Genomic DNA, 19,704 nt, shown 5'->3' with positions numbered 1-19,704 from the left:
AGGGTGCAGCACCCCGCCCTCGCCAACGTCGACCCCGGTGACCTGAGTCGCTGGCTGGTCCAGGCATCTCCCGACGGGCTGTGGGTGTTCGACGAGCACGGCATGACGGTGTTCGCCAACGCCCGACTCGGTGAGCTCCTCCGACGGACCCCGGAGCAGATGCGCACCCTGTCGGTCTACGACTGCATGGACGAGCAGGGCAAGGTCGACCTCTCCCGCCACCTGGCCAACCTCGCCACCACCCGGACCCCGGGGAACAACCTCGAGTGTCGTTTCCTGTGCGGCGACGGGTCGGACATCTGGGCGCTCGTCAGCCACACCCCCGTCCTCGACGACGACGGCGACCACGTCGGGTGGCTTCACCGGGTCACCGAGTACAGCGAGCAGCGCCGCCTCCTCGACACCCTGCAGCACCGCGAGCAGCAGCTCGCCGAGGCCCAGCGGATCGCCAAGATCGGCAGCTGGGAGTGGGACGTCCGCGCCGACGTCGTCACCTGGTCCGACGAGCTCTACCGGATCTACGAGATCGAGCGGGGCAGTGAGCCCGTCCCCAACTACCGAGCGTTCATCGAGCGGCTCCACCCGGACGACCGGGACCGGGTCAACGCGGCGATCGGCGAAGCCCTGGCCGGTCGCGACGCGTTCGAGTTCGACGCCCGCACGGTGCAGGTGGACGGCGAGATCATGTGGATCCGCGGCCGCGGCCAGGTGACCCGGGACGCCGACGGCCAGGTCCTCCGGCTGGGTGGCACGTCCCAGGACATCACCGCCACCAAGGACGCCGAACAGGCGTTGGCCCTGCTCTCGGCGATGGCCACGACGGCCAACCAGGCCAACAGCCTCGTCGAGGTCGTCCCCACGGTCATCGCAGACGTCGCCACGCACACCGGGTGGCGTCCGGTCGCCGCGTGGATGGTCGCCGAGGACGGTCGCCTCGACCCGGTCGACGGCGACCTGCGGCAGACGCCCCAGGACGACCGCGAGGAGGCACTGCGCCTGGCCCGTCAGGCCGTCCAGCAGCGCACCCCAGCCGTCGGCTCCACCTCGGAGGGCACGACCCTGGTGGCAGCCCCGATCGTGGCCGAGGGCCGCGCCGCCTGCGTCATCGTCATGGACAGCCGCGCCACGACGCCGCCGACCGAGAGCGACGCGGTCACCATCAGCCAGGCCGCCGCCCTCTTCAGCCGCGTCGCCGAGCGTGAGTGGACGCGCGAACGCCTTGCCACCGCTCGCGACGACGCCATGGCCGCCTCGGTGGCCAAGTCACAGTTCCTCGCCACCATGAGCCACGAGATCCGTACCCCCCTGAACGGTGTCATCGGGCTCTCCGAGCTGCTCAACCGCACCGAGCTCACCGAGCGCCAGCGCCGGCTCGCCGACGGCATCGACAACGCCGGGCGCCAGCTGCTGGCCCTGGTCAACGACATCCTCGACCTGTCCAAGATCGAGGCCGGCCGGCTCGAGCTGGAGCAGGTCGACTTCGACCCGCGCACGGTCATCGAGCAGAGCAGCACCGTCGTGGCCGAGCTGGCCCGGCGCAAGTCGCTCGAGCTCGTGGTGTCCTGCCAGCCCGACCTGCCGACCGCCGTGTGCGGCGACCCCGTCCGGTTCGGACAGGTCGTCGCCAACCTCACCTCCAACGCCGTGAAGTTCACTGCGAGCGGCGAGGTCGTCGTGCGGGCCTCCCTCGAGCGCGGGACGCCGGACGACTCGGTGGTCCTGCGGGTCGAGGTGACCGACACCGGCTACGGCATGACGCCCGAGGTGCAGAGCCGCCTGTTCACCGCCTTCTCCCAGGGCGACACCTCGACGACGCGCGAGTTCGGGGGCACCGGCCTCGGACTGGCCATCTGCCGCCAGATCGTCACGGCCATGGGTGGCGAGATCGGGGTCACGAGCGCCCGCGGTCGCGGGAGCACGTTCTGGTTCACGGCGCCGTTCGCCCCCGCCACCGAGGTGTCCGTGCCTGCGACGATGGGAACGGCGATCGTCTCCGGCCTGCGCGTCCTGGTCATCGACGACAACGAGACCAACCGCTTCATCCTCGAGGAGCAGCTGGGCTCGTGGAAGGTCGACACGTCCCTGGCCGCCTCCGGCGTCGAAGGGCTCAGCCTGCTCGACGAGGCGAACCGGCACGGCACGCCGTTCGACATCGTGCTGCTCGACTACCTCATGCCGGGCGTCAACGGTGAGCAGTTCGCCCGGATGGTGCGCGGCGACGGCCGGTTCGCCGCCACCCGCATCATCTTGTTGAGCTCGTCGATGGACCTCAAGTCCTCGACCCTGACCGAGGCCGGCATCGACCTCGCCCTGACCAAGCCGGTGTTCGCTTCGAGCCTGTTCGACAGCCTCGCGACCGTGGCCGCGTCGGCCCCGACGCCGCTCGGCTCTGCCGCCCACGCGCGCGGGGTCGCGCCGAGCCCGCCCGCGGCAGCCGGCCCCGCAGGCCACCTCGGCCGGGTCCTCGTGGTGGAGGACAACGCTGTCAACCAGATGGTCGCCGTGGGCATCCTGGAGAGCCTCGGGTATGCCGCGTCCGTCGCCGAGAACGGCGTCATCGGCGTGGCCACCTTCGTGGAGGACCCCGGCGCCTACGACGCGATCCTCATGGACTGCCAGATGCCGCAGATGGACGGCTACGAGGCGACGCGGGCGATCCGTGCCCACGAGGCCAACGCGTCCCGGGTGCCGATCATCGCCATGACCGCCGCCGCGATCGCCGGGGAGCGCGAGCGCTGCCTGCTCGCCGGGATGGACGACTTCCTCACGAAACCCGTCGACGTGGGCCTGCTCCGCTCGACCCTGGCCCGCTGGGTCCAGCCGGACCCCGAGCGAACGAGCAGGGCCGCTGGTGCGCCGGCACGCCTGTCGGCGCAGGCTTCGGCGCAGGGGTCGGCTCCCCTGTCGGCACCGACCGCTACGACGCCTTCCGGCGAGACCGGCGAGACCGGCGGCACCGGCGCGGACCTCGTTCCCGACGCCGACACGGACGTCCTCGACCGAGACCGGCTCGGGGAGCTGCTCGACCTCGAACCCGGTGACCCGTCGATGCTGCTGCGGTTCATCGACCGCTTCGACGTGAACTCAGGTCAGACGATGCGCGAGCTCGTGCGGGCCCGCGACACCGGAGCCGCCCAGGAGATGGGCCGTGCCGCCCACAGCCTCAAGGGCAGCTCGGCCAACCTGGGCGCGACCGCCCTGGCCGCGCTGTGCAAGGAGGTCGAGGACCTCGGCGACCAGGGTGAGCTCGTCGACGACCGCGTGCTCGACAACCTGGCCCGGGAGCGCCAGCGGGCCGTGGCCGCCCTGGAGGGGCTGGCTTCGGTCCTGCGCCGCGACGCCTGAGGGACCCTCGCCCGAGTCCTGAAGGTCACGGGTCTGGACGTCAGCGGCCCGCGGCTGGCCCCCGGCCCACGTGCCCTCCGGCGGGGAATGCCAGAGCCCCTCGTGGTGGAGCCTGAGGACACGCAGGCCCCACCACGAGGGGCGGGCAGTTCTTGGGGTCCGAGGTGGGTCCTCGGGCGTCCGTGGCCAGGGAGGGGCCAGGGAGGGGCCAAGGAGGGGCCGAGGACCGGCCGAGGAGGCTCGGACGGGTACTGCGGGGTCAGACGGCTTCGACGTCCCAGTGCTGGGCCGGGGCGGCGAGGTAGCCACCGGTGCGGGCGCCCAGCGCGAGCCGGCGACGCACCTCCCGCATGAGCTCGTCGTTCGAGGCGAGGAGCAGGGTCTCGGTGGGGCTCAGCGGCGCCATCACGTGCAGGCCGCACCCCTCGGCGGAACGGAGGACGATCTCCCGCACCGGCATCGAGAACGCCCGGGCGAGGGTCACGATGTCGTCGGTGTCGGGCGACCCGGGGAGGACGTGGGAATCCAGGATCGTGGCCAGCGTCCACTCATCGATCCCGGTGCGCTCGGAGAGGACTTCGCGGGTCCATCCGAGCAGGCTCATCTGCTCCTGGACGAAAAGGCCGAGGCTGTTGATCACTACGAGCTCCCTAGAAGACACCTGCGTAAGTTATGTGATGATCGAACACTTCTCGGGAGGTCGGGGATAGGAACTTTGCCAATACTTGAACGTGATGTCGTCCGTTCGGCCAGCACCGCCTAGTCCCAACTCGCCGAGCCTGTCAGCCGAAGCGCTTCGTCCGCGTTCGTCCGGGGCTCGCCGCACTCATCCCTTCACCGGGGTGCACTGGTCGTGCCCGCGGACCCCGGAGTGGCCGAGAACCGCGGCACGACGCCGGGGTGGACCACGGACCCCGCCCGAGCGGCATACGTGTGGCGCGCAGCCAGGTGGGGGTCCTCCCTCGCCTCCTGCAGGCTGAGCACGGGCGCCACACAGGCGTCGAGGTCCGCAAACACGCAGACCCACTCGGCCCGGGTGCGACGGGCGAACTCCTTCGCCAGCCGCTCGCTCGTCGCCGGCCACGTCGCAGCATCCATCTGGGCGGCGGCCAGCTCGGCGGAGTGGAGGCCCAGACCCTGCAGGAGGCGGCCGTAGAAGACCGGTTCGATCGCGCCGACCGCCATCCACCGGTCGTCCGCGGTGCGGTAGCAGCGGTAGAACGGAGCTCCACCGTCGAACAGGTTGTGGCCCCGCGGCCCCGACCACGCCCCGGAGGCGAGGAGCGACTGCTGCATCGCCGTCATCGCCGCGACGCCATCGACGATCGCGGCGTCGACCACCTGGCCCTCGCCGGTGGCGCGAGCGTGCAGCACGCCGGCCAGGACCCCGAAGGCCAGCAGCGCCCCACCCCCACCGAAGTCACCGAGGAGGTTGAGGGGTGGCACGGGTCGGCCGCCGTCCCCGACGAACGCGTCGAGGACCCCGCTGATCGCGAGGTAGGTGATGTCGTGGCCGGCCAGCGCGGCATACGGCCCGTCCTGTCCCCACCCGGTCATCCGGCCGTAGACGAGGCGCGGGTTGCGCGCGAGGGCGACCTCGGGTCCGAACCCCAGCCGCTCGGCCACGCCGGGGCGGAAGCCCTCGAGCAGCACGTCGCTGGCCTCGACCAGGCGCAGCACCTCCGTCCGACCCTCGTCGGACTTGAGGTCGAGCACCACCGACCTCCGCCCACGCAACAGCACGGCGTGGGTGCCGCTCAGGTCGTCCAGGGGACGGTCGACACGCACGACGTCGGCCCCCAGGTCCGCCAGCAGCATGGCCGCGAACGGCACGGGACCGATCCCACCGACCTCGACCACACCCACATCGGTGAGCGGGCCCTGACGGGCAGCAGGCAGCGCGTGGTCGACCATGGTCCGCAACGTACCGTCGCGGGGCTGCGGACGAGGCCAGGCAGGTCCGGACCGTCAAGGCCCTGACCCCACCGACCTTCCCGAGCCGGTGGTGACCTCACCCGTGGGTGAGCGGTGATGGAGAGCCACTGGTGGTCCAGCGCCCGGGCCCTGCCCCCGGACGCCGGTCAGCGGCTCAGATCACGTCAGTGAGAAGAGCGCGAACCTCGGCCTCTCGGTAGCGGCGGTGGCCGCCGAGCGTGCGGATCGAGTTGAGCTTGCCGGCCTTGGCCCAGCGGGTGACCGTCTTGGGGTCGACGCGGAACAGTGACGCGACTTCCGCGGGGGTGAGCAACTTCTCGACCTCGGTGGTGCGAGTAACCATGACTTTCTCCTCGTGCAGGGGACGTCTCTCCATAATCGGACAAGGGGGATGCTTTGGGAACATTCCATACGGGTCATCCCCCATGGCCCGTTGGGACTAGTCACACGACCACCAGGTGGTCAGGAATACGCTGGGGTGGGCGCGTGACCCGCGCCATCCCGTTCCCGTCCAGCGCCCCACCGAGCTCCAGGAGTCACCACCGTGACCACGTCCTCGTCGCCGTCCAGCCCCGTGCTGCCCACGCCCCCCGGCCCCCTGGCCGCGATGGCCCAGCACGAGCAGGTCGTGTTCTGCCACGACCGCGCCACCGGCCTGCGGGCCATCATCGGCATCTACAGCACCGCCCTCGGGCCGGCCCTCGGCGGGACGCGGTTCTACCCGTACGCCTCCGACGAGGCCGCCCTTGCCGACGTCCTGCGCCTCTCGCGCGGCATGGCCTACAAGAACGCGGTCGCCGGGCTCGACCTCGGTGGGGGCAAGGCCGTCATCATCGGCGACCCCGCGACCGACAAGACCCCGGAGCTGCTGCGCGCTTACGGCCGGTTCGTCGAGAGCCTCGGCGGCCGGTACGTCACCGCCTGCGACGTGGGCACCTACGTCGCCGACATGGACGTCGTCAGCGAGACGACCCGCTTCGCCACCGGGCGCTCGGAGAGCAACGGTGGCGCGGGCGACTCCTCCGTCCTGACCGCGTACGGCGTGTTCCAGGGCCAGCGCGCGTGCGCCCAGCACCTGTGGGGCGAGGCCACCCTCAAGGGCCGGACCGTGGGCATCGCCGGCGTCGGCAAGGTGGGTCGCATCCTCACCGGCCACCTCCTCGAGGACGGCGCGCACGTCGTGGTGACCGACGTCAACGAGCAGGCCGTCGCGGCGCTCAAGGCCACCCACCCCCAGATCGACGTCGTCGCCGACACCGACGCCCTGGTCCGGTCCGACCTGGACGTCTACGCCCCCTGCGCGCTCGGAGGGGCGCTCGACGAGCAGACCGTCGCCGCCCTGCGGGCCACCGTGGTGTGCGGTGGCGCCAACAACCAGCTCGTGACCGAGGGCCCGGGCGGGACGGCCGACCAGCTCAAGGCCCGCGGCATCACCTACGCCCCCGACTTCCTCGTCAACGCCGGTGGCGTCATCCAGGTCAGCGACGAGCTGCACGGGTTCGACTTCGAGCGGGCGAAGAAGGGCGCCGCGGCGATCTTCGACCACACCCTCGAGGTCCTCGAGACCGCGACATCACGCGACATCACGCCTGCAGCGGCCGCCGACCACATCGCCGAGGAGCGGATGGCGGCCGGGGCAGCCGGCGGGATCTGGCTGCCGGCACGCTGATCTCGTCCCGTCAGCCGGGAGTCCTGCCGCCAAACTTGCCACGCTCATGTAGCGTTGGCCCCACGACAAATACACGATTCCCGGGACCGCTCCGCGGAGTCGAGCCGTCATCACGACGACTCGGACCCAGCGATGCCGTCCCGCCAGACGCATGAGGGGGTCACGCCATGGGGCGCGGCCGGGCCAAAGCCAAGCAGACCAAGGTTGCCCGGGAGCTGAAGTACTTCTCTCCCAACACCGACCTGAGTGCGCTTGAGCAAGAACTGCACGGGTCCTCCTACGCGGAGCCGGACCGAAAGTCCGACACCTCCGTCAGTGAGGACGAGTACGACGAGTACGGGAAGTGGGCCTCGGGTCAAGCTTGACCCGGACGCTCGACCGACCACACCACCTCATGCGCGGGCCCTGCCCGTGTGTCATCACCGCCGCACCACGGCACGTCGTCATGGCGTCGTGCCGTGGCGCATGAGTGGTGGGGGCCGTCAGGGCCTACGCTCGCGCCATGAGCACTGACACGCGCGAGCAGACGCGCCGTCTCGGGGTCGAGACCACCGGCATCGAGATCATCGACGAGGCCGAGCGAACCGCCCGGCCCTCCGACCTCTTCTGGCCGTGGTTCGCGGCCAACGTCTCGGTGTTCGGGCTGTCGTACGCCGGATTCGTCCTCGGGTTCGGCATCTCGTTCTGGCAGGCGTTCGTCGTGACGGTCGTCGGGGTCGTCGTGTCGTTCGCCCTGTGCGGCGTGATCGCCATCGCCGGCAAGCGGGGCTCCGCGCCGACGATGGTGCTGTCGCGAGCCGCGTTCGGCGTGACCGGCCAGAAGGTCCCCGGCGTCATGTCGTGGCTGACCTCGATCGGCTGGGAGACCTTCCTGGTCATCACCGCGACCCTCGCGACCGCCACGATCTTCACCCAGCTCGGGTGGAGCGGCGGCACCGCCACCAAGATCGTGGCGAGCCTCGTGACGGCGGCGCTGGTCGTGGCGGCCTCCGTCGCCGGGTACCACGTCATCATGCGGCTGCAGTCCTGGCTGACCTGGATCACCGGTGCGGTCAGCGTCGTCTACATCGCGCTCACGGTGGGACACATCAACTGGTCCACGGTCTCCGACCTCCCCTCGGGCTCCACCCAGCAGGTCGTCGGCGCCCTCGTCCTGGTGATGACCGGCTTCGGCCTGGGCTGGATCAACATCGCCGCCGACTGGTCCCGCTACCAGCGGCGCGACGCCTCCGGCGCCTCCATCGTCGGGTGGAACACCTTCGGCGGCGCGCTCGCGCCCGTGCTGCTCGTCGTCTTCGGGCTGGCCCTCGCCGGCTCCGACAAGAAGCTGCTGGAGGGCATCGGGTCCGACCCGGTGGGCACCCTGGCCACGATCCTGCCGACCTGGTTCCTCGTGCCGTTCCTGCTCGCAGCGATCCTGGCCCTGGTCAGCGGTGCCGTCCTCGGCATCTACTCCTCGGGCCTGACGCTGCTGTCCCTCGGCGTGCGCATCTCGCGACCGCGGGCCGCGTTCGTCGACGGGGTCATCCTCACCGTCGGCACGATCTACGTCGTCTTCTTCGCCGACAGCTTCATCAACCCGTTCCAGTCGTTCCTCATCACCCTGGGCGTCCCGCTCGCCTCGTGGGCCGGGATCATGATCGCCGACATCGTCCTGCGCAAGCGCGACTACGACGAGGCGGCGCTGTTCGACCCGGCCGGCCGGTACGGCGCATGGGACTGGGCCTCGATCGGCACGATGGTCGTGACGTCCGTGATCGGCTGGGGCCTGGTCGTCAACAGCTTCGCCAAGGACGCCTCCTGGAACAACTGGCAGGGCTACCTGCTGGAGCCGCTCGGCCTCGGCAAGTTCGTCGACGACCCCGCCGGCGCGTTCTGGGAGGGCAACTGGCCGTACGCCAACCTCGGCGTGCTCCTCGCGCTGGTCCTGTCGTTCGTCGCGACCCTGGTGCTGCGCCGCGGGACCGTCCGCCGCCAGGAGGAGGGCACGGGGTCCCGCGCGTGAGCGGGACGACCTGGTTCGTGGGGATCGACCTCCAGCGCGTCTTCGGCGACCCGTCGAGCGCCTGGTGCGCCCCCCGGTATGCCGCCGCCGCGAGCTCCGCGCGCCGGCTCGCCGCGGCATACCCGGACCGCACGGTCCTCACCCGGTTCGTGGCACCGGCGGCCCCGGACGGTGCGTGGAAGCCGTACTACGAGGACTTCCCGTGGGCGCTCGTCGGTGATGACGACCCGCTGTACGCGCTGACCGACGAGGTGGCCGACCTGCCCGCGCGCGTCGTGACGGCACCGACGTTCGGCAAGTGGGAGGTGCTGCGTCCCGCCGTGGGCGAGCACCCCCGCCTCGTGGTCGCCGGGGTCGCGACGGACTGCTGCGTGATCTCGACCGTCCTGGCCGCGGCGGACGCCGGCGCGTCGGTCACCGTGGTGACCGACGCCTGCGCGGGCTCGACCGACGAGAACCACACCAAGGCGCTGGACGTCATGGCCCTCTACGGTCCGCTCGTCCACCTCGCGACCACGGACGAGGTCCTCGCGACCTGCGGCTAGCCGCCGCTGGTGCCCCACGTGCTGACGGCCGCGGCGTGTCCGTAGGCGAACGCCTTGGCCTCGGCGGCAGGGTCGCCCCGGTCCACCGGGTGCGCTCCTCCGTGGTCCACCCCGAGGTCGGCGGGCTCCGGATCGGAGCCGTCCCACGCGGCATACCCGGTGAACAGGCCGAACACGGCCTCGGACGCCACGACGGCCTCTGCCAGCCGGCGCCGCGGACCGGCCGGGCAGGCGGCGAGGAACATCCCGGGCGCCCGTCGCTCACCGGCCGTCACCAGCCGCGCGATCGCGCGACGGTCACCCGTCGTGAGCCGCTGCCCGGCGACCAGGGCGTCCTGGACCGTGCGGAGCACAGCGTCCCGCACCTGCTCGGTGACCGCCTCGAGGGCCTCGACGTGCGCCTCCTCCAGGGCATCGGTGGGGGCGGTGCGCAACAGGTACCGGTACTGCCGCTCGACCGGGTCCTCCGCGTGGGCGGCCGGCTGCACGGACACCTTGGCCCGACCGAAGATCGTCATGATCGAGGGTAGGACCGTGGTCGTCCCGGGCGCCAGGCATTCGCGAGGTCGGGGTCAGGCACCCCGACGGAGCTCCTCCGGCGGCGGCGACAGGCGCCGTGCGCTGGTGGCGAGGTCGGGGTCCACACCGTCCCAGGTGTCGTACCCGTCGAGGAGGTCGGTCTGCGCTGCCTGCCGGAGCACGGCACGGGCGAGGCGTTCGTGCGCGATGTCGACCAGACCCGACACCAGCACCCCGGGGGTGCGGATCTCCGCGACGGTCATGAGGCGGGCGAGGCGGTGGATGTCGTCCACGGTGAGGTCGCGCCCGGTCTGGAGGCGTTCCTGCGCCGTCCGCAGGATGATCGCGCGGACCGCCGGGTCGAGGACCAGCAGGGCGTCGAGGTGCAGGGCGTCGAGGGCTTCGGGTGGGGCCGTCCGCAGCAGGTAGCGGTACTGGCGCAGCTCGTGGCGCTCGACCGGCGCCGGCTCCTCGGGCTGCTTGCGCAGGAAGTGCATGAGGCTCACGCTTCGAGGCTAGGCAGGCCGTCGGCGGTCGCACTCCACCAGAACGCGGCCCAGCCCTGCGTCAGGTGGTGGAGTCCAGAGCACGGTATAGGGGTTTCGCCCCGGGATCGCCCGAGGTCACCCCGTCGCGTCGGCCAGGCCGACCAGGCCGGTCAGGCCGGTCAGGCCGGTCAGGCCGGTCAGGCCGGTCAGGCCGGTCAGGCCGAGGGGTGGTCCCCGACGACCTGCACCGAACCACCGTCGACGCCCTTGGCCCCGTGGACGACCTCGACGCCGTCGGCGATCGCAGCTCCCTCGAGGTCGCTCACCTCACCGATGGCCCACGCCGGTATGCCGCGCGCGGCGAGCTCCCGGGTCGCCGCGTCGACCTGGTCGGCCGGGAGCATGGCGACGAAACCGACCCCCATGTTGAGGGTGCGTTCGAGGTCGGCGCGGGGGACGCCACCGAGACTGCCGACGGTCGAGAAGACGGCGGGCGGGGTCCAGGTGGAGCGGTCCAGCCTGGCGAAGACGTCGCGGGGCAGGACGCGCGCGAGGTTCGCGGCGAGCCCACCACCGGTCACGTGCGAGAGGGCGTGCACGTCCACGCCGTCCGTGCGGATGAGGTCGAGCAGGTCGGCGGAGTAGACGCGGGTCGGGGTGAGCAGCTCCTCCCCCAGCGACTGCCCGAACTCCTCGACGTGACGGTCGAGCTGCCAACCGGCCGCCCCGATCACCTTGCGCACCAACGAGTACCCGTTGGAGTGCAGCCCGCTCGAGCCGAGGGCCAGCACGACGTCGCCGGGACGCACCCGGTCGGGACCCAGCACGTCGGCATGCTCGACGACCCCGGTCGCGGCACCTGCCACGTCGTACTCGTCGGGCTCGAGCAGTCCGGGGTGCTCCGCGGTCTCGCCGCCCACGAGGGCGACATGGGCCTGCTCGCACGCTGCGGCGATGCCGGAGACGATGGCTGCGATGCGCTCGGGGACCACGCGTCCCGTGGCGATGTAGTCGGTCATGAACAGCGGCTCCGCGCCACAGACCACGATGTCGTCGACGACCATGCCGACCAGGTCGAACCCGATGGTGTCGTGGCGGTCCAGCGCCTGGGCGATGGCGACCTTGGTGCCCACGCCGTCGGTGCTCGTGGCGAGGACCGGGCGGGTCATCCGCGCGATCGCGCTGGCGTCGAACATGCCCGCGAACCCGCCCAGGCCGCCCAGCACCTCGGGACGGGTGGCCCGACGGACCGAGGCCTTCATCAGCTCGACGGCCTTGTCACCGGCCTCGACGTCGACGCCGGCGGAGGCATAGGTGATCGGTTCGCTCACGCGGCCAGCCTAGCCCCCGCGCCACTCCCCCCCGTTCGAGGTATTCGCCTACCGGGATGCGGTAGCCGAATACCTCGAACGGATGGAGGGCGCCCGTCCACAGGGGGGTCAGGCGGTGCCGTGGCCTCCACAGCTCGTCGGTGCAGGACCACTCCGCACGGGCTTCACGGGACAGCGTCGTCGCATGACCACGGCAGACGTGCTGACCCCACGGACGACCGGCTGGCGGAGGAGTGCTGCCGCCCAGCTGCCCGACGCCGTCGATGGCGTCCTGTCCCGAGACCTGCTGGCAGGGATCGGCATCGACGACCGCATGATCCGTCGGGAGGTGTCAGCCGGACGCTGGCGCCTGCACGGCAGGCAGACCGTCGCCCTGCACACCGGCCCGCTGGGTCCCGGCGGCTGGCGACGACGGGCGGTGTGGGAGGTGGGCGTCGGGATCGCTGCCCTCGACGGGGTGAGCGCCCTGCAGGCGGCCGGCCTCACCGGGTTCGAGGACGCGATGGTCCATGTGTCGGTCAAGCACACCGCGGCAGTCCACCCTGTCGTAGGCGTGCGCGTGCACAAGCTGGCCCGGAGAGTCGAGGACGAGGTGATGACGCCGGGGGTGCCGAGAACTCGCCCGGCGCTGGCCGCGGTGCGAGCTGCCCGATGGGCCATCAGCGACCGCCAGGCGGCGCTCCTCCTGGTGATGCCCGTGCAACAGCGCCTCTGCACCGGTGCCCAGCTGCTCGAGGCAGCCCACACGACCCGCGGGCGCACGCGCAGGCGGCTCATCCCGATGCTGGCACGCGACATCGCCCTCGGCGCAGAGTCGCTCGGGGAGCTCGACTTCGCCCGACTCTGCCGGAACCGTGGCCTGCCGGAGCCGAGCCGCCAGGTCCTGCGCCACGGCGTGCGCGGACGGGTGTACCTCGACGTGGCGTGGGAGGACATCGGTCTCGCCGTGGAGATCGACGGCGCCGGCCACCAGATGGGCTTGTCCGTGACTGACGACCACCTCCGCCAGAACGAGCTCGCCCTGACCGATCACACCGTCCTGCGCATGAACCTCGTCGGGCTGCGACTCGAGGAACGGCGCTTCATGGACCAGGTGGTCACCGCCCACGCTCGGCTGAGCGCCCGCCACCTGCCTCGTTCGAGGTATTCAGCCACCAGATCCCGGTAGGCGAATACCTCGAACCGGGGGAGTCCTAGGGGCGGGTGAGGGCGTCCGCGGCGCCGCCGCCCACACCGAGGGTCACCCCGTCGACGTCGAGGGGCAGGGTCTCGAACAGGTTCTTGCCCAGCCGGCTGGAGTCGGGGAGCTCGAGCGGGTACTTGCCGGAGAAGCACGCGGTGCACAGCTGGTCGGCCGGCTGCTCGGTCGCCGCGATCATGCCTTCCTCGCTGATGTAGCCGAGGGAGTCGGCGCCGATCGAGGTGCAGACCTCCTCGACGCCGATGCCGGTCGCGATGAGCTCCGCCCGAGTGGCGAAGTCAATGCCGTAGAAGCAGGGCCAGCGCACCGGCGGGCTCGAGATCCGCACGTGCACCTCGGCCGCCCCGGCCTCACGCAGCATCCGCACGAGGGCCCGCTGGGTGTTGCCGCGGACGATCGAGTCGTCGACGACGACGAGGCGCTTGCCCTTGATGACCTCGCGCAGCGGGTTGAGCTTGAGCCGGATGCCGAGCTGGCGGATCGTCTGCGACGGGGCGATGAAGGTGCGCCCCACGTAGGAGTTCTTCACCAGGCCCTGGCCGTAGGGGATGCCCGACTCCTGGGCGTAGCCGATGGCCGCAGGCGTTCCCGACTCCGGCGTCGGCATCACCAGGTCGGCCTCGACGGGGTGCTCACGAGCCAAGGTGCGACCCATCTCGACGCGGGACTCGTGGACGCCGCGCCCGTTGATCGTCGTGTCGGGGCGGGCGAGGTAGACGTACTCGAAGACGCAGCCCTTGCGCGCGGTCTCGGCGAACCGCTGTGAGCGCAGGCCGTCCTCGTCGATGGCGATGAGCTCACCGGGCTCGACCTCACGGATGAGGGAGGCGCCGACGATGTCGAGGGCGGCGGTCTCGGAGGCGACGACCCAGCCACGGTCCAGGCGGCCCAGGACCAGGGGACGGATCCCCTGCGGGTCGCGCGCGGCATACAGGGTGTGCTCGTCCATGAACACGAAGCAGAAGGCGCCCTGCAGCTTGGGCAGGATGTCCATCGCCGCCGCCTCGAGCGAACGGTCGGGGTCGTCGGCGAGCAGGGCGGTGACCAGGGCGGTGTCGGTCGTGTTGCCCCGGACCAGCTCGCCGCCGCCGTGGGCGAACCCCTCCTCGGCGCGGGAAGCGACCAGCTCGCGCAGCTCGGCGGAGTTGATGAGGTTGCCGTTGTGGGCCAGGGCCACCGTCGACTCGGCGTGGCCGCCGAGGGTGGGCTGGGCGTTCTCCCACGTGGAGCCGCCGGTCGTGGAGTAGCGGCAGTGGCCGACGGCGAGGTGTCCGCGCAGGGAGGCGAGCGACCGCTCGTCGAACACCTGGGACACCAGGCCCATGTCCTTGTAGACGAGGATGCTGCGCCCGTCGGAGGTTGCGATGCCGGCCGACTCCTGCCCGCGGTGCTGCAGGGCGTAGAGGCCGTAGTAGGTGAGCTTGGCGACCTCCTCCCCGGGAGCCCAGACGCCAAAGACCCCGCAGGCGTCCTGCGGGCCCTTCTCGTTCGGAAGGAGGTCGTGCGTCAGCTGTCCGTCGCCACGTGCCACGTGGGTCAGTGTCCCACAGGGGGAACGGCGTCAGTCGCGGCGTTCCAGAAGCACGGCCACCACCGCGGCGAGGAGCCCGAACACGCAGGCGCCGAGGACCCCGAGGAACAGCACCGACGACGACTCGCTGTAGGAGCGCCCGAACTCCGTGGTGTTGCTGCCGCCGTAGTAGGCGAACACCGAACCGACGATGAAACCGAGGATCGCCCCGGTGGAGATGAAGGCGACGAAGTTCGGGTAGCGACGGGTGGGAGGCACGGGTCCACGCTACCTCCCCCTCCCCGAGGCCTCGCCTGGCCCTGATCGACGCCACCCCTACCCATCCGTTGCCCCCGGCGGGTACGAATGGAGGTCATGGAACCCACTTCGAAGAGCCAACGCCTCAGGTATGCCGTCAGCGGCCTGCTCGCGGCCCTCACCGGTATGGCCGTGGGTCACCTCGTCGCAGCCCTGGTCAACCCGGCGGCCTCGCCGGTGCTGTCCGTGGGTTCGACGGTCATCGACGCCACCCCGACCCCGGTCAAGGAATGGGCGATCCAGCACTTCGGCACCAACGACAAGCCCGTCCTGCTCTCCAGCGTCGCCCTGGTCACGGCCCTCGCGGCCCTCGGCATCGGCCTGCTGGCCCGCAAGCGGCCGAGTGCTGCCGGCGTCCTCGTCGTGCTGCTCGCCGGCCTGGCGGGACTGGCCGCGATGCTGCGACCCACCGCCTCGCCGGTCGACATCCTGCCCGCGTTCGCCGCGGCGGTCGTCGGCGTCGGGGTCCTGTTCGGGCTCCTGCGCCTGCTGAACACCGGCGCCACCGAGGTGGCCGCTCACGAGTCCCCGCTCGACCACTCCGCGCAGGCCCCGGGGGTCGCCTCGACGACCGGGCGACGCAACTTCCTCATCGGTGCGGCCGGCGCCACGGTCGGTGCAGCCGCCGTCGGCACGCTCGGCCAGAAGCTGGCCGTCCCGCCCACGCTGCCGTCCTCGGTGTCCCTTCCCGCCCCGCAGAACACCGCGCCGGCCCTGCCGGCCGGGCTGGAGACCAAGGTCAAGGGCATCAGCGCCTTCAGCACCCCGATCAAGGACTTCTACCGCGTCGACACGGCCCTGGTCATCCCGCGCATCGACGTGAAGAGCTGGAAGCTCGAGATCGGCGGGGACGTGGACAAGCCCTACTCGATCACCTTCGACGAGCTGCTCAAGATGCCGATGATCGAGAAGTACATCACCCTCAACTGCGTCAGCAACGAGGTCGGCGGCCCCTACATCTCCTCGACCCTGTGGCAGGGCGTCCGCATCAAGGACCTCCTCGAGCGCGCCGGGGTGAAGGCGAACGTCGACCAGATCCTGAGCGAGTCGACCGACGGCATGACGATCTCGACCCCGATCGAGGCCCTCACCGACGACCGCGACGCCATCATCGCCGTGGCGATGAACGGCGAGCCGCTCCCGCCCAAGCACGGGTTCCCCGCGCGGATGGTCACGCCGGGCCTCTACGGGTTCGTCGGCGCCACCAAGTGGGTCACCAAGCTCACCGCGACGACGTACGCCAAGGACAAGGCCTACTGGACCGAGCGCGACTGGCTCATCGACGGGAAGGTCAAGACGCAGGCTCGCATCGACACGCCCCGAGGCCTCGCGACCTACAAGCCCGGGAAGATGGCTGTCGGCGGGGTCGCGTGGGCCCAGGGCCGCGGCATCGAGAAGGTCGAGGTCCGCGTGGACGACGGCCCGTGGCAGAAGGCCACGCTCGGACCGGACGGCGGCACGGACTACTGGCGCCAGTGGTTCTGGGAGTGGGATGCCAAGAGCGGTCGCCACGACCTGACGGTGCGCGCCACCGACGGCACCGGCACGGTCCAGACCCAGGAGAAGGCCGACCCGTTCCCCGGTGGAGCGTCCGGCTACCACTCGATCGTCGTGCTCGTCTCCTGACGAATCATCAACAGCCGCAACACTTTGAAGTGATGCGGCACCGAGGCCCCTGCTGAGCCGCTCTGGCTCGGCAGGGGCTTTGGCGTTGTCCCGCAACGGTTTCGAGGGACCGCCGGGGCAAGGACTCGAAAAAACTTTCACCAGAGTCCAATCCGCCTCCCGAGCAGGGCCGAATGCCAGATGTCAGAACGTCACTGAAACAAGGAGCCACATCATGCGACTCGCACGCCGCAGCACCATCGCCGTCCTCGGCCTCGCCCTTCCCCTGAGCCTCGCCGCCTGTGGGAACTCCGGTTCCGACGCGGCCTCCACGTCCTCCTCCTCGTCCCCGATGTCGAGCAGCTCGAGCTCCTCGTCCTCCAGCACCACCGACGACATGGCCGCCAAGCCGTTCGGCTCCGGTTGCGCCGCCGTTCCCACGAGCGGCAAGGGCTCGTTCTCCGGCATGGCCACCGACCCGGTCGCCACCGCCGCGAGCAACAACCCCGCGCTGTCCACCCTGGTCACCGCCGTCGGCGAGGCCGGCCTGGGCGAGACCCTGAACTCGGCCAAGGACATCACCGTCTTCGCCCCGAGCAACGACGCGTTCAAGGCCGTCCCGAAGGCCACGATGGACGCCGCGATGAAGGACCCGAAGGGTCTGCTCACCAAGGTCCTCACCAACCACGTCGTCGAGGGTCGCCTGACCCCGGAGACCCTGGCCGGCGAGCACAAGACCCTGGGTGGCGGCACCATCACCGTCGAGGGTTCCGGCGAGTCCTTCAAGGTCGGTACGGCCAACGTGGTCTGCGGCAACGTGCAGACCGCCAACGCCACCGTCTACATCATCGACGGCGTCCTGCTCCCCAAGTAAGCCCGGATCAGCGATGATGGTGTCCATGGCAGCGACTTCCTCAGGTCCCAACCCGACTTGGGGAGGTCCTGCCGTGGCACCGGACCTCAGCGAACTGCTGCGGATGTGTTCCCTCGGGGACGAGTCCGCGTTCGCCAAGCTGTATGACGCGGTGTCCTCCCGGATCTACGGGTTGGTGCTGCGCGTCGTACGGGATCCGGCGCAGTCCGAAGAGGTCGCCCAGGAAGCCTTGCTCGACATCTGGCGCACCAGCGCCCGGTTCGACCCCGAGCGTGGGACCCCGGTGAGCTGGATGCTCACCATCGCCCACCGCAAGGCGGTCGACCGGGTGCGGTCCGCGCAGGCGTCCACCAACCGCGAGGACAGCTACGGTTCCCGGAACCAGGAGCGGTCCTTCGACCAGACGGTCGAGACGGTGGAACGTCGGCTGGACGCCCAACGCGTGCGCAACGCGATGGACTCCTTGACGGAGACCCAGCGCAAGGCGGTCGAGCTCGCCTACTTCGGTGGCTACACCCATACCGAGGTCGCATCCCTCCTCGGCGTTCCCCTGGGAACGGCGAAGACCCGAATACGTGACGGACTCATCCGTCTGAGAGACACCCTGGGGGTGCAGCAATGAGTGCCGACGTCCACAGCCTGGTCGGTGCCTATGCCGTCGATGCCATCGACGAGCATGAGCGCGCAGCGTTCGAGCTCCACCTCTCCGAGTGCCCCGAGTGCATGGACGAGGTGACGAGCCTTCGCGCCGCTGCTGCCAGCCTGTCGCTCGTCAGCGAGGTTGCTCCCCCGGCCGGCCTGCGTGACGCGGTCCTGGCCGGCATCCGCACGGTGCGCCCGCTCCCCCCGCTCGAGCAGCCCGGGGACGCCCAGCAGTCCCTGACCACCAGCACCGCCGGCCCGACCGGCACCCCTGTCGCCCGCATCCCGGTCGTCACCGACGACGGCGAGACCGAGCCGGCACCCGGTGCCGGTCCGGTTGCCCTGCCGTCCAACGTCGTGCCGATGCGTCGTCGCCGCCCCGTCGCCGAGTGGCTCGTCGGCGCAGCCGCCGCAGTGGCGCTGGTCGCCGGTGGCATCGCGTGGAGCCCGTGGGACAACGGCACGGGGAACCAGCAGATCTCCGCCTCCGAGCAGGTCCTCGAGGCCAAGGACGCGCAGCGCGTGGTGCAGACCGTCGACGGCGCCAAGGTGACCATCGTCCGCAGCCCGTCGCTGGGCAAGGCCGTGATCATCGCCGACAACATGCCGGCGGCCCCCGACGGCAAGGACTTCCAGGTCTGGTTCAACCAGCCCAACCAGGGCATGGTCAGCGCCGGAGTCATGCCGCACGGCAGCGCACCGACCGTGGCCGTCATGCTCGACGGCGACGCCAGGAGCGCCCTGGCTGCCGGGATCACCCTCGAGCCGGCGGGTGGCTCGAAGTCGCCGACGACCGCGCCCCTGGCGCTCTTCGCCTTCAGCTGAGTCGGCGCAGGGCGTCGAGACGCCCGGCCACCTGCTCCAGTACGGCCTCGGACCCCGCGTAGGGCGCGCTCGTCCGGGGCCAGTGCGTCACCACGTCCGTGAAGCCGAGCTCCGCGGCCCGACCCACCAGCTCCTCGAAGAGCTCGGGGCTCTCGAGCGAGAACCTCGGCGAGCCGTCGAGCGACAGGTAGCGGTCGATCGGTCGCTCACGCCCAGCGGTCGACTCGGCCTCGTCGAGCAGCTCGCTCAGCGCGGCCACCCCCGACCACCACTCCTCCAGGGTGTCGCCACCCCGGCCGTAGGTGACCCAGCCCTGCCCGAGCCGGGCCGCGAGCCGCAGCGACCGCGGTCCGTTCGCCGCGACGAGGAACGGCACCCGTGGTCGTTGCACGAAACCCGGCAGGGTGCGCGCGTCGACCGTCGTGAAGTGAGCACCGTCGTGCGACACGTGGTCCTCGCGGGACAGCCTGTCGAGCACCTCCACGAACTCGTGGAACCTCTGCACCCGCTCCTTGAGGGGCCGTTCCTCGCCGAGGATCCGCGAGTCGAGGTCGCCACCGGTGCCGAGGCCGCAGATCAGCCGACCCCCTGAGATGTCGTCGACGGCCAGCAGGTCGCGCAGGAACGTGTACGGGTGCCGGTAGTTCGGTGAGCTGACGAAGGTGCCGAGCCGCATCGTCGAGGTCACCGTGGCGGCTGCGGTCAGGGTCGGCAGCGCCCCGAACCACGGGGAGTCCGGCAGGCCGGCCCACACGAGGTGGTCGTAGGTCCAGGCGTGGTCGAAGCCGTACTCCTCGGCCCGGCGCCACAACGGCTCGGCGACGGACCAGCGGTGCTCGGGAAGGATCGTGATGCCAAGGCGCATCCCGCGACTGTATGCCGCTGCCGGCCT

The 19,704-nt window shown here is 71.0% G+C and carries 19 protein-coding genes; 10 read left to right on the top strand and 9 right to left on the bottom strand.

Translation table 11 applies throughout. The annotated features are described in order from the left end of the window. Positions 1-3 precede the first annotated feature (3 nt). Positions 4-3,345 carry a response regulator gene (locus ACYVKF_RS11160; protein WP_460966460.1) on the top strand — a complete coding sequence of 1,114 codons (3,342 nt, stop codon included), beginning with the start codon at positions 4-6 and terminating at the stop codon, positions 3,343-3,345. A 259-nt stretch (positions 3,346-3,604) separates the two neighbouring features. Here the strand turns inward: ACYVKF_RS11160 and ACYVKF_RS11155 are convergent, their stop codons facing one another. The 3 genes from ACYVKF_RS11155 to ACYVKF_RS11145 all read right to left on the bottom strand — a co-directional run bounded on the left by ACYVKF_RS11155 (position 3,605) and on the right by ACYVKF_RS11145 (position 5,623). Continuing rightward, positions 3,605-3,985, bottom strand: coding sequence for a hypothetical protein (locus ACYVKF_RS11155; protein ID WP_460966459.1), 381 nt, complete (start codon positions 3,983-3,985; stop codon positions 3,605-3,607). A 194-nt stretch (positions 3,986-4,179) separates the two neighbouring features. After that, the gene (locus ACYVKF_RS11150; protein WP_460966458.1) at positions 4,180-5,259 is read right to left on the bottom strand and encodes a CaiB/BaiF CoA transferase family protein; all 1,080 of its coding nucleotides are present in this window, start codon (positions 5,257-5,259) and stop codon (positions 4,180-4,182) included. Positions 5,260-5,434: 175 nt separating this feature from the next. Beyond that, positions 5,435-5,623 (bottom strand): BldC family transcriptional regulator, encoded by a 189-nt coding sequence (locus ACYVKF_RS11145; protein WP_056916307.1) that lies wholly within the window; start codon positions 5,621-5,623, stop codon positions 5,435-5,437. 201 nt (positions 5,624-5,824) lie between these two features. Here ACYVKF_RS11145 and ACYVKF_RS11140 point away from each other — a divergent pair, with 201 nt between their 5' ends. The 4 genes from ACYVKF_RS11140 (at position 5,825) to ACYVKF_RS11125 (ending at position 9,499) form a co-directional block, all read left to right on the top strand. Further along, positions 5,825-6,949 (top strand): Glu/Leu/Phe/Val dehydrogenase dimerization domain-containing protein, encoded by a 1,125-nt coding sequence (locus tag ACYVKF_RS11140; protein WP_460966457.1) that lies wholly within the window; start codon positions 5,825-5,827, stop codon positions 6,947-6,949. A gap of 167 nt (positions 6,950-7,116) precedes the next feature. Then, on the top strand, positions 7,117-7,314 hold the full coding sequence (locus ACYVKF_RS11135; protein WP_056916306.1) for a DUF3073 domain-containing protein: 198 nt from the start codon (positions 7,117-7,119) through the stop codon (positions 7,312-7,314). Between the two features lie 137 nt (positions 7,315-7,451). After that, entirely contained in the window at positions 7,452-8,954 is a 1,503-nt protein-coding gene (locus ACYVKF_RS11130; RefSeq protein WP_056916305.1) for a purine-cytosine permease family protein, read from the top strand. After that, positions 8,951-9,499, top strand: a complete 549-nt coding sequence (locus ACYVKF_RS11125) for a cysteine hydrolase family protein (RefSeq protein ID WP_056916304.1) — start codon at positions 8,951-8,953, stop codon at positions 9,497-9,499. Before ACYVKF_RS11130 ends, ACYVKF_RS11125 begins: the two co-directional genes overlap by 4 nt. Here the strand turns inward: ACYVKF_RS11125 and ACYVKF_RS11120 are convergent. The 3 genes from ACYVKF_RS11120 to purM all read right to left on the bottom strand — a co-directional run bounded on the left by ACYVKF_RS11120 (position 9,496) and on the right by purM (position 11,837). Beyond that, positions 9,496-10,017 carry a hypothetical protein gene (locus tag ACYVKF_RS11120; protein ID WP_460966456.1) on the bottom strand — a complete coding sequence of 174 codons (522 nt, stop codon included), beginning with the start codon at positions 10,015-10,017 and terminating at the stop codon, positions 9,496-9,498. The genes ACYVKF_RS11125 and ACYVKF_RS11120 overlap by 4 nt on opposite strands. Positions 10,018-10,071: 54 nt before the next feature. Continuing rightward, positions 10,072-10,524, bottom strand: a complete 453-nt coding sequence (locus tag ACYVKF_RS11115) for a hypothetical protein (RefSeq protein WP_460966455.1) — start codon at positions 10,522-10,524, stop codon at positions 10,072-10,074. A gap of 197 nt (positions 10,525-10,721) precedes the next feature. Beyond that, positions 10,722-11,837: a phosphoribosylformylglycinamidine cyclo-ligase gene (gene purM / locus ACYVKF_RS11110; protein ID WP_460966454.1), complete on the bottom strand. Its 1,116-nt coding sequence runs from the start codon at positions 11,835-11,837 to the stop codon at positions 10,722-10,724. Between the two features lie 184 nt (positions 11,838-12,021). On the opposite strand from purM, the gene ACYVKF_RS11105 reads away from it, so the two are divergent. Then, positions 12,022-13,005, top strand: coding sequence for a hypothetical protein (locus ACYVKF_RS11105; RefSeq protein WP_460966453.1), 984 nt, complete (start codon positions 12,022-12,024; stop codon positions 13,003-13,005). 25 nt (positions 13,006-13,030) lie between these two features. On the opposite strand, the gene purF is transcribed toward ACYVKF_RS11105, so the two are convergent. Beyond that, a complete protein-coding gene (gene purF / locus ACYVKF_RS11100; protein ID WP_056916300.1) occupies positions 13,031-14,569 on the bottom strand; it encodes an amidophosphoribosyltransferase in 1,539 nt (512 codons plus the stop codon). 30 nt (positions 14,570-14,599) lie between these two features. Further along, positions 14,600-14,827 (bottom strand): hypothetical protein, encoded by a 228-nt coding sequence (locus ACYVKF_RS11095; protein WP_056916299.1) that lies wholly within the window; start codon positions 14,825-14,827, stop codon positions 14,600-14,602. A gap of 96 nt (positions 14,828-14,923) precedes the next feature. Here ACYVKF_RS11095 and ACYVKF_RS11090 point away from each other — a divergent pair, with 96 nt between their 5' ends. From ACYVKF_RS11090 to ACYVKF_RS11075, 4 genes are all read left to right on the top strand, one after another. Further along, positions 14,924-16,492: a molybdopterin-dependent oxidoreductase gene (locus ACYVKF_RS11090; protein WP_460966452.1), complete on the top strand. Its 1,569-nt coding sequence runs from the start codon at positions 14,924-14,926 to the stop codon at positions 16,490-16,492. 214 nt (positions 16,493-16,706) lie between these two features. Continuing rightward, a complete protein-coding gene (locus tag ACYVKF_RS11085; RefSeq protein ID WP_056916297.1) occupies positions 16,707-17,345 on the top strand; it encodes a fasciclin domain-containing protein in 639 nt (212 codons plus the stop codon). A 73-nt stretch (positions 17,346-17,418) separates the two neighbouring features. After that, positions 17,419-17,967 carry an ECF RNA polymerase sigma factor SigK gene (gene sigK, locus ACYVKF_RS11080; protein WP_235529196.1) on the top strand — a complete coding sequence of 183 codons (549 nt, stop codon included), beginning with the start codon at positions 17,419-17,421 and terminating at the stop codon, positions 17,965-17,967. After that, the gene (locus ACYVKF_RS11075) at positions 17,964-18,812 is read left to right on the top strand and encodes an anti-sigma factor (RefSeq protein ID WP_460966451.1); all 849 of its coding nucleotides are present in this window, start codon (positions 17,964-17,966) and stop codon (positions 18,810-18,812) included. The genes sigK and ACYVKF_RS11075 overlap by 4 nt, the downstream gene beginning before the upstream one ends. On the opposite strand, the gene ACYVKF_RS11070 is transcribed toward ACYVKF_RS11075, so the two are convergent. After that, a complete protein-coding gene (locus ACYVKF_RS11070) occupies positions 18,805-19,677 on the bottom strand; it encodes an LLM class flavin-dependent oxidoreductase (protein WP_056919339.1) in 873 nt (290 codons plus the stop codon). The two genes, ACYVKF_RS11075 and ACYVKF_RS11070, sit on opposite strands and share 8 nt — an antisense overlap. Between the last annotated feature and the right edge of the window lie 27 nt (positions 19,678-19,704).

The sequence above is a fragment of the Pedococcus soli genome (assembly GCF_054782575.1).
Note: the sequence above shows the minus strand (reverse complement) of the source record. Positions and strands in the feature narration are given on the sequence as shown.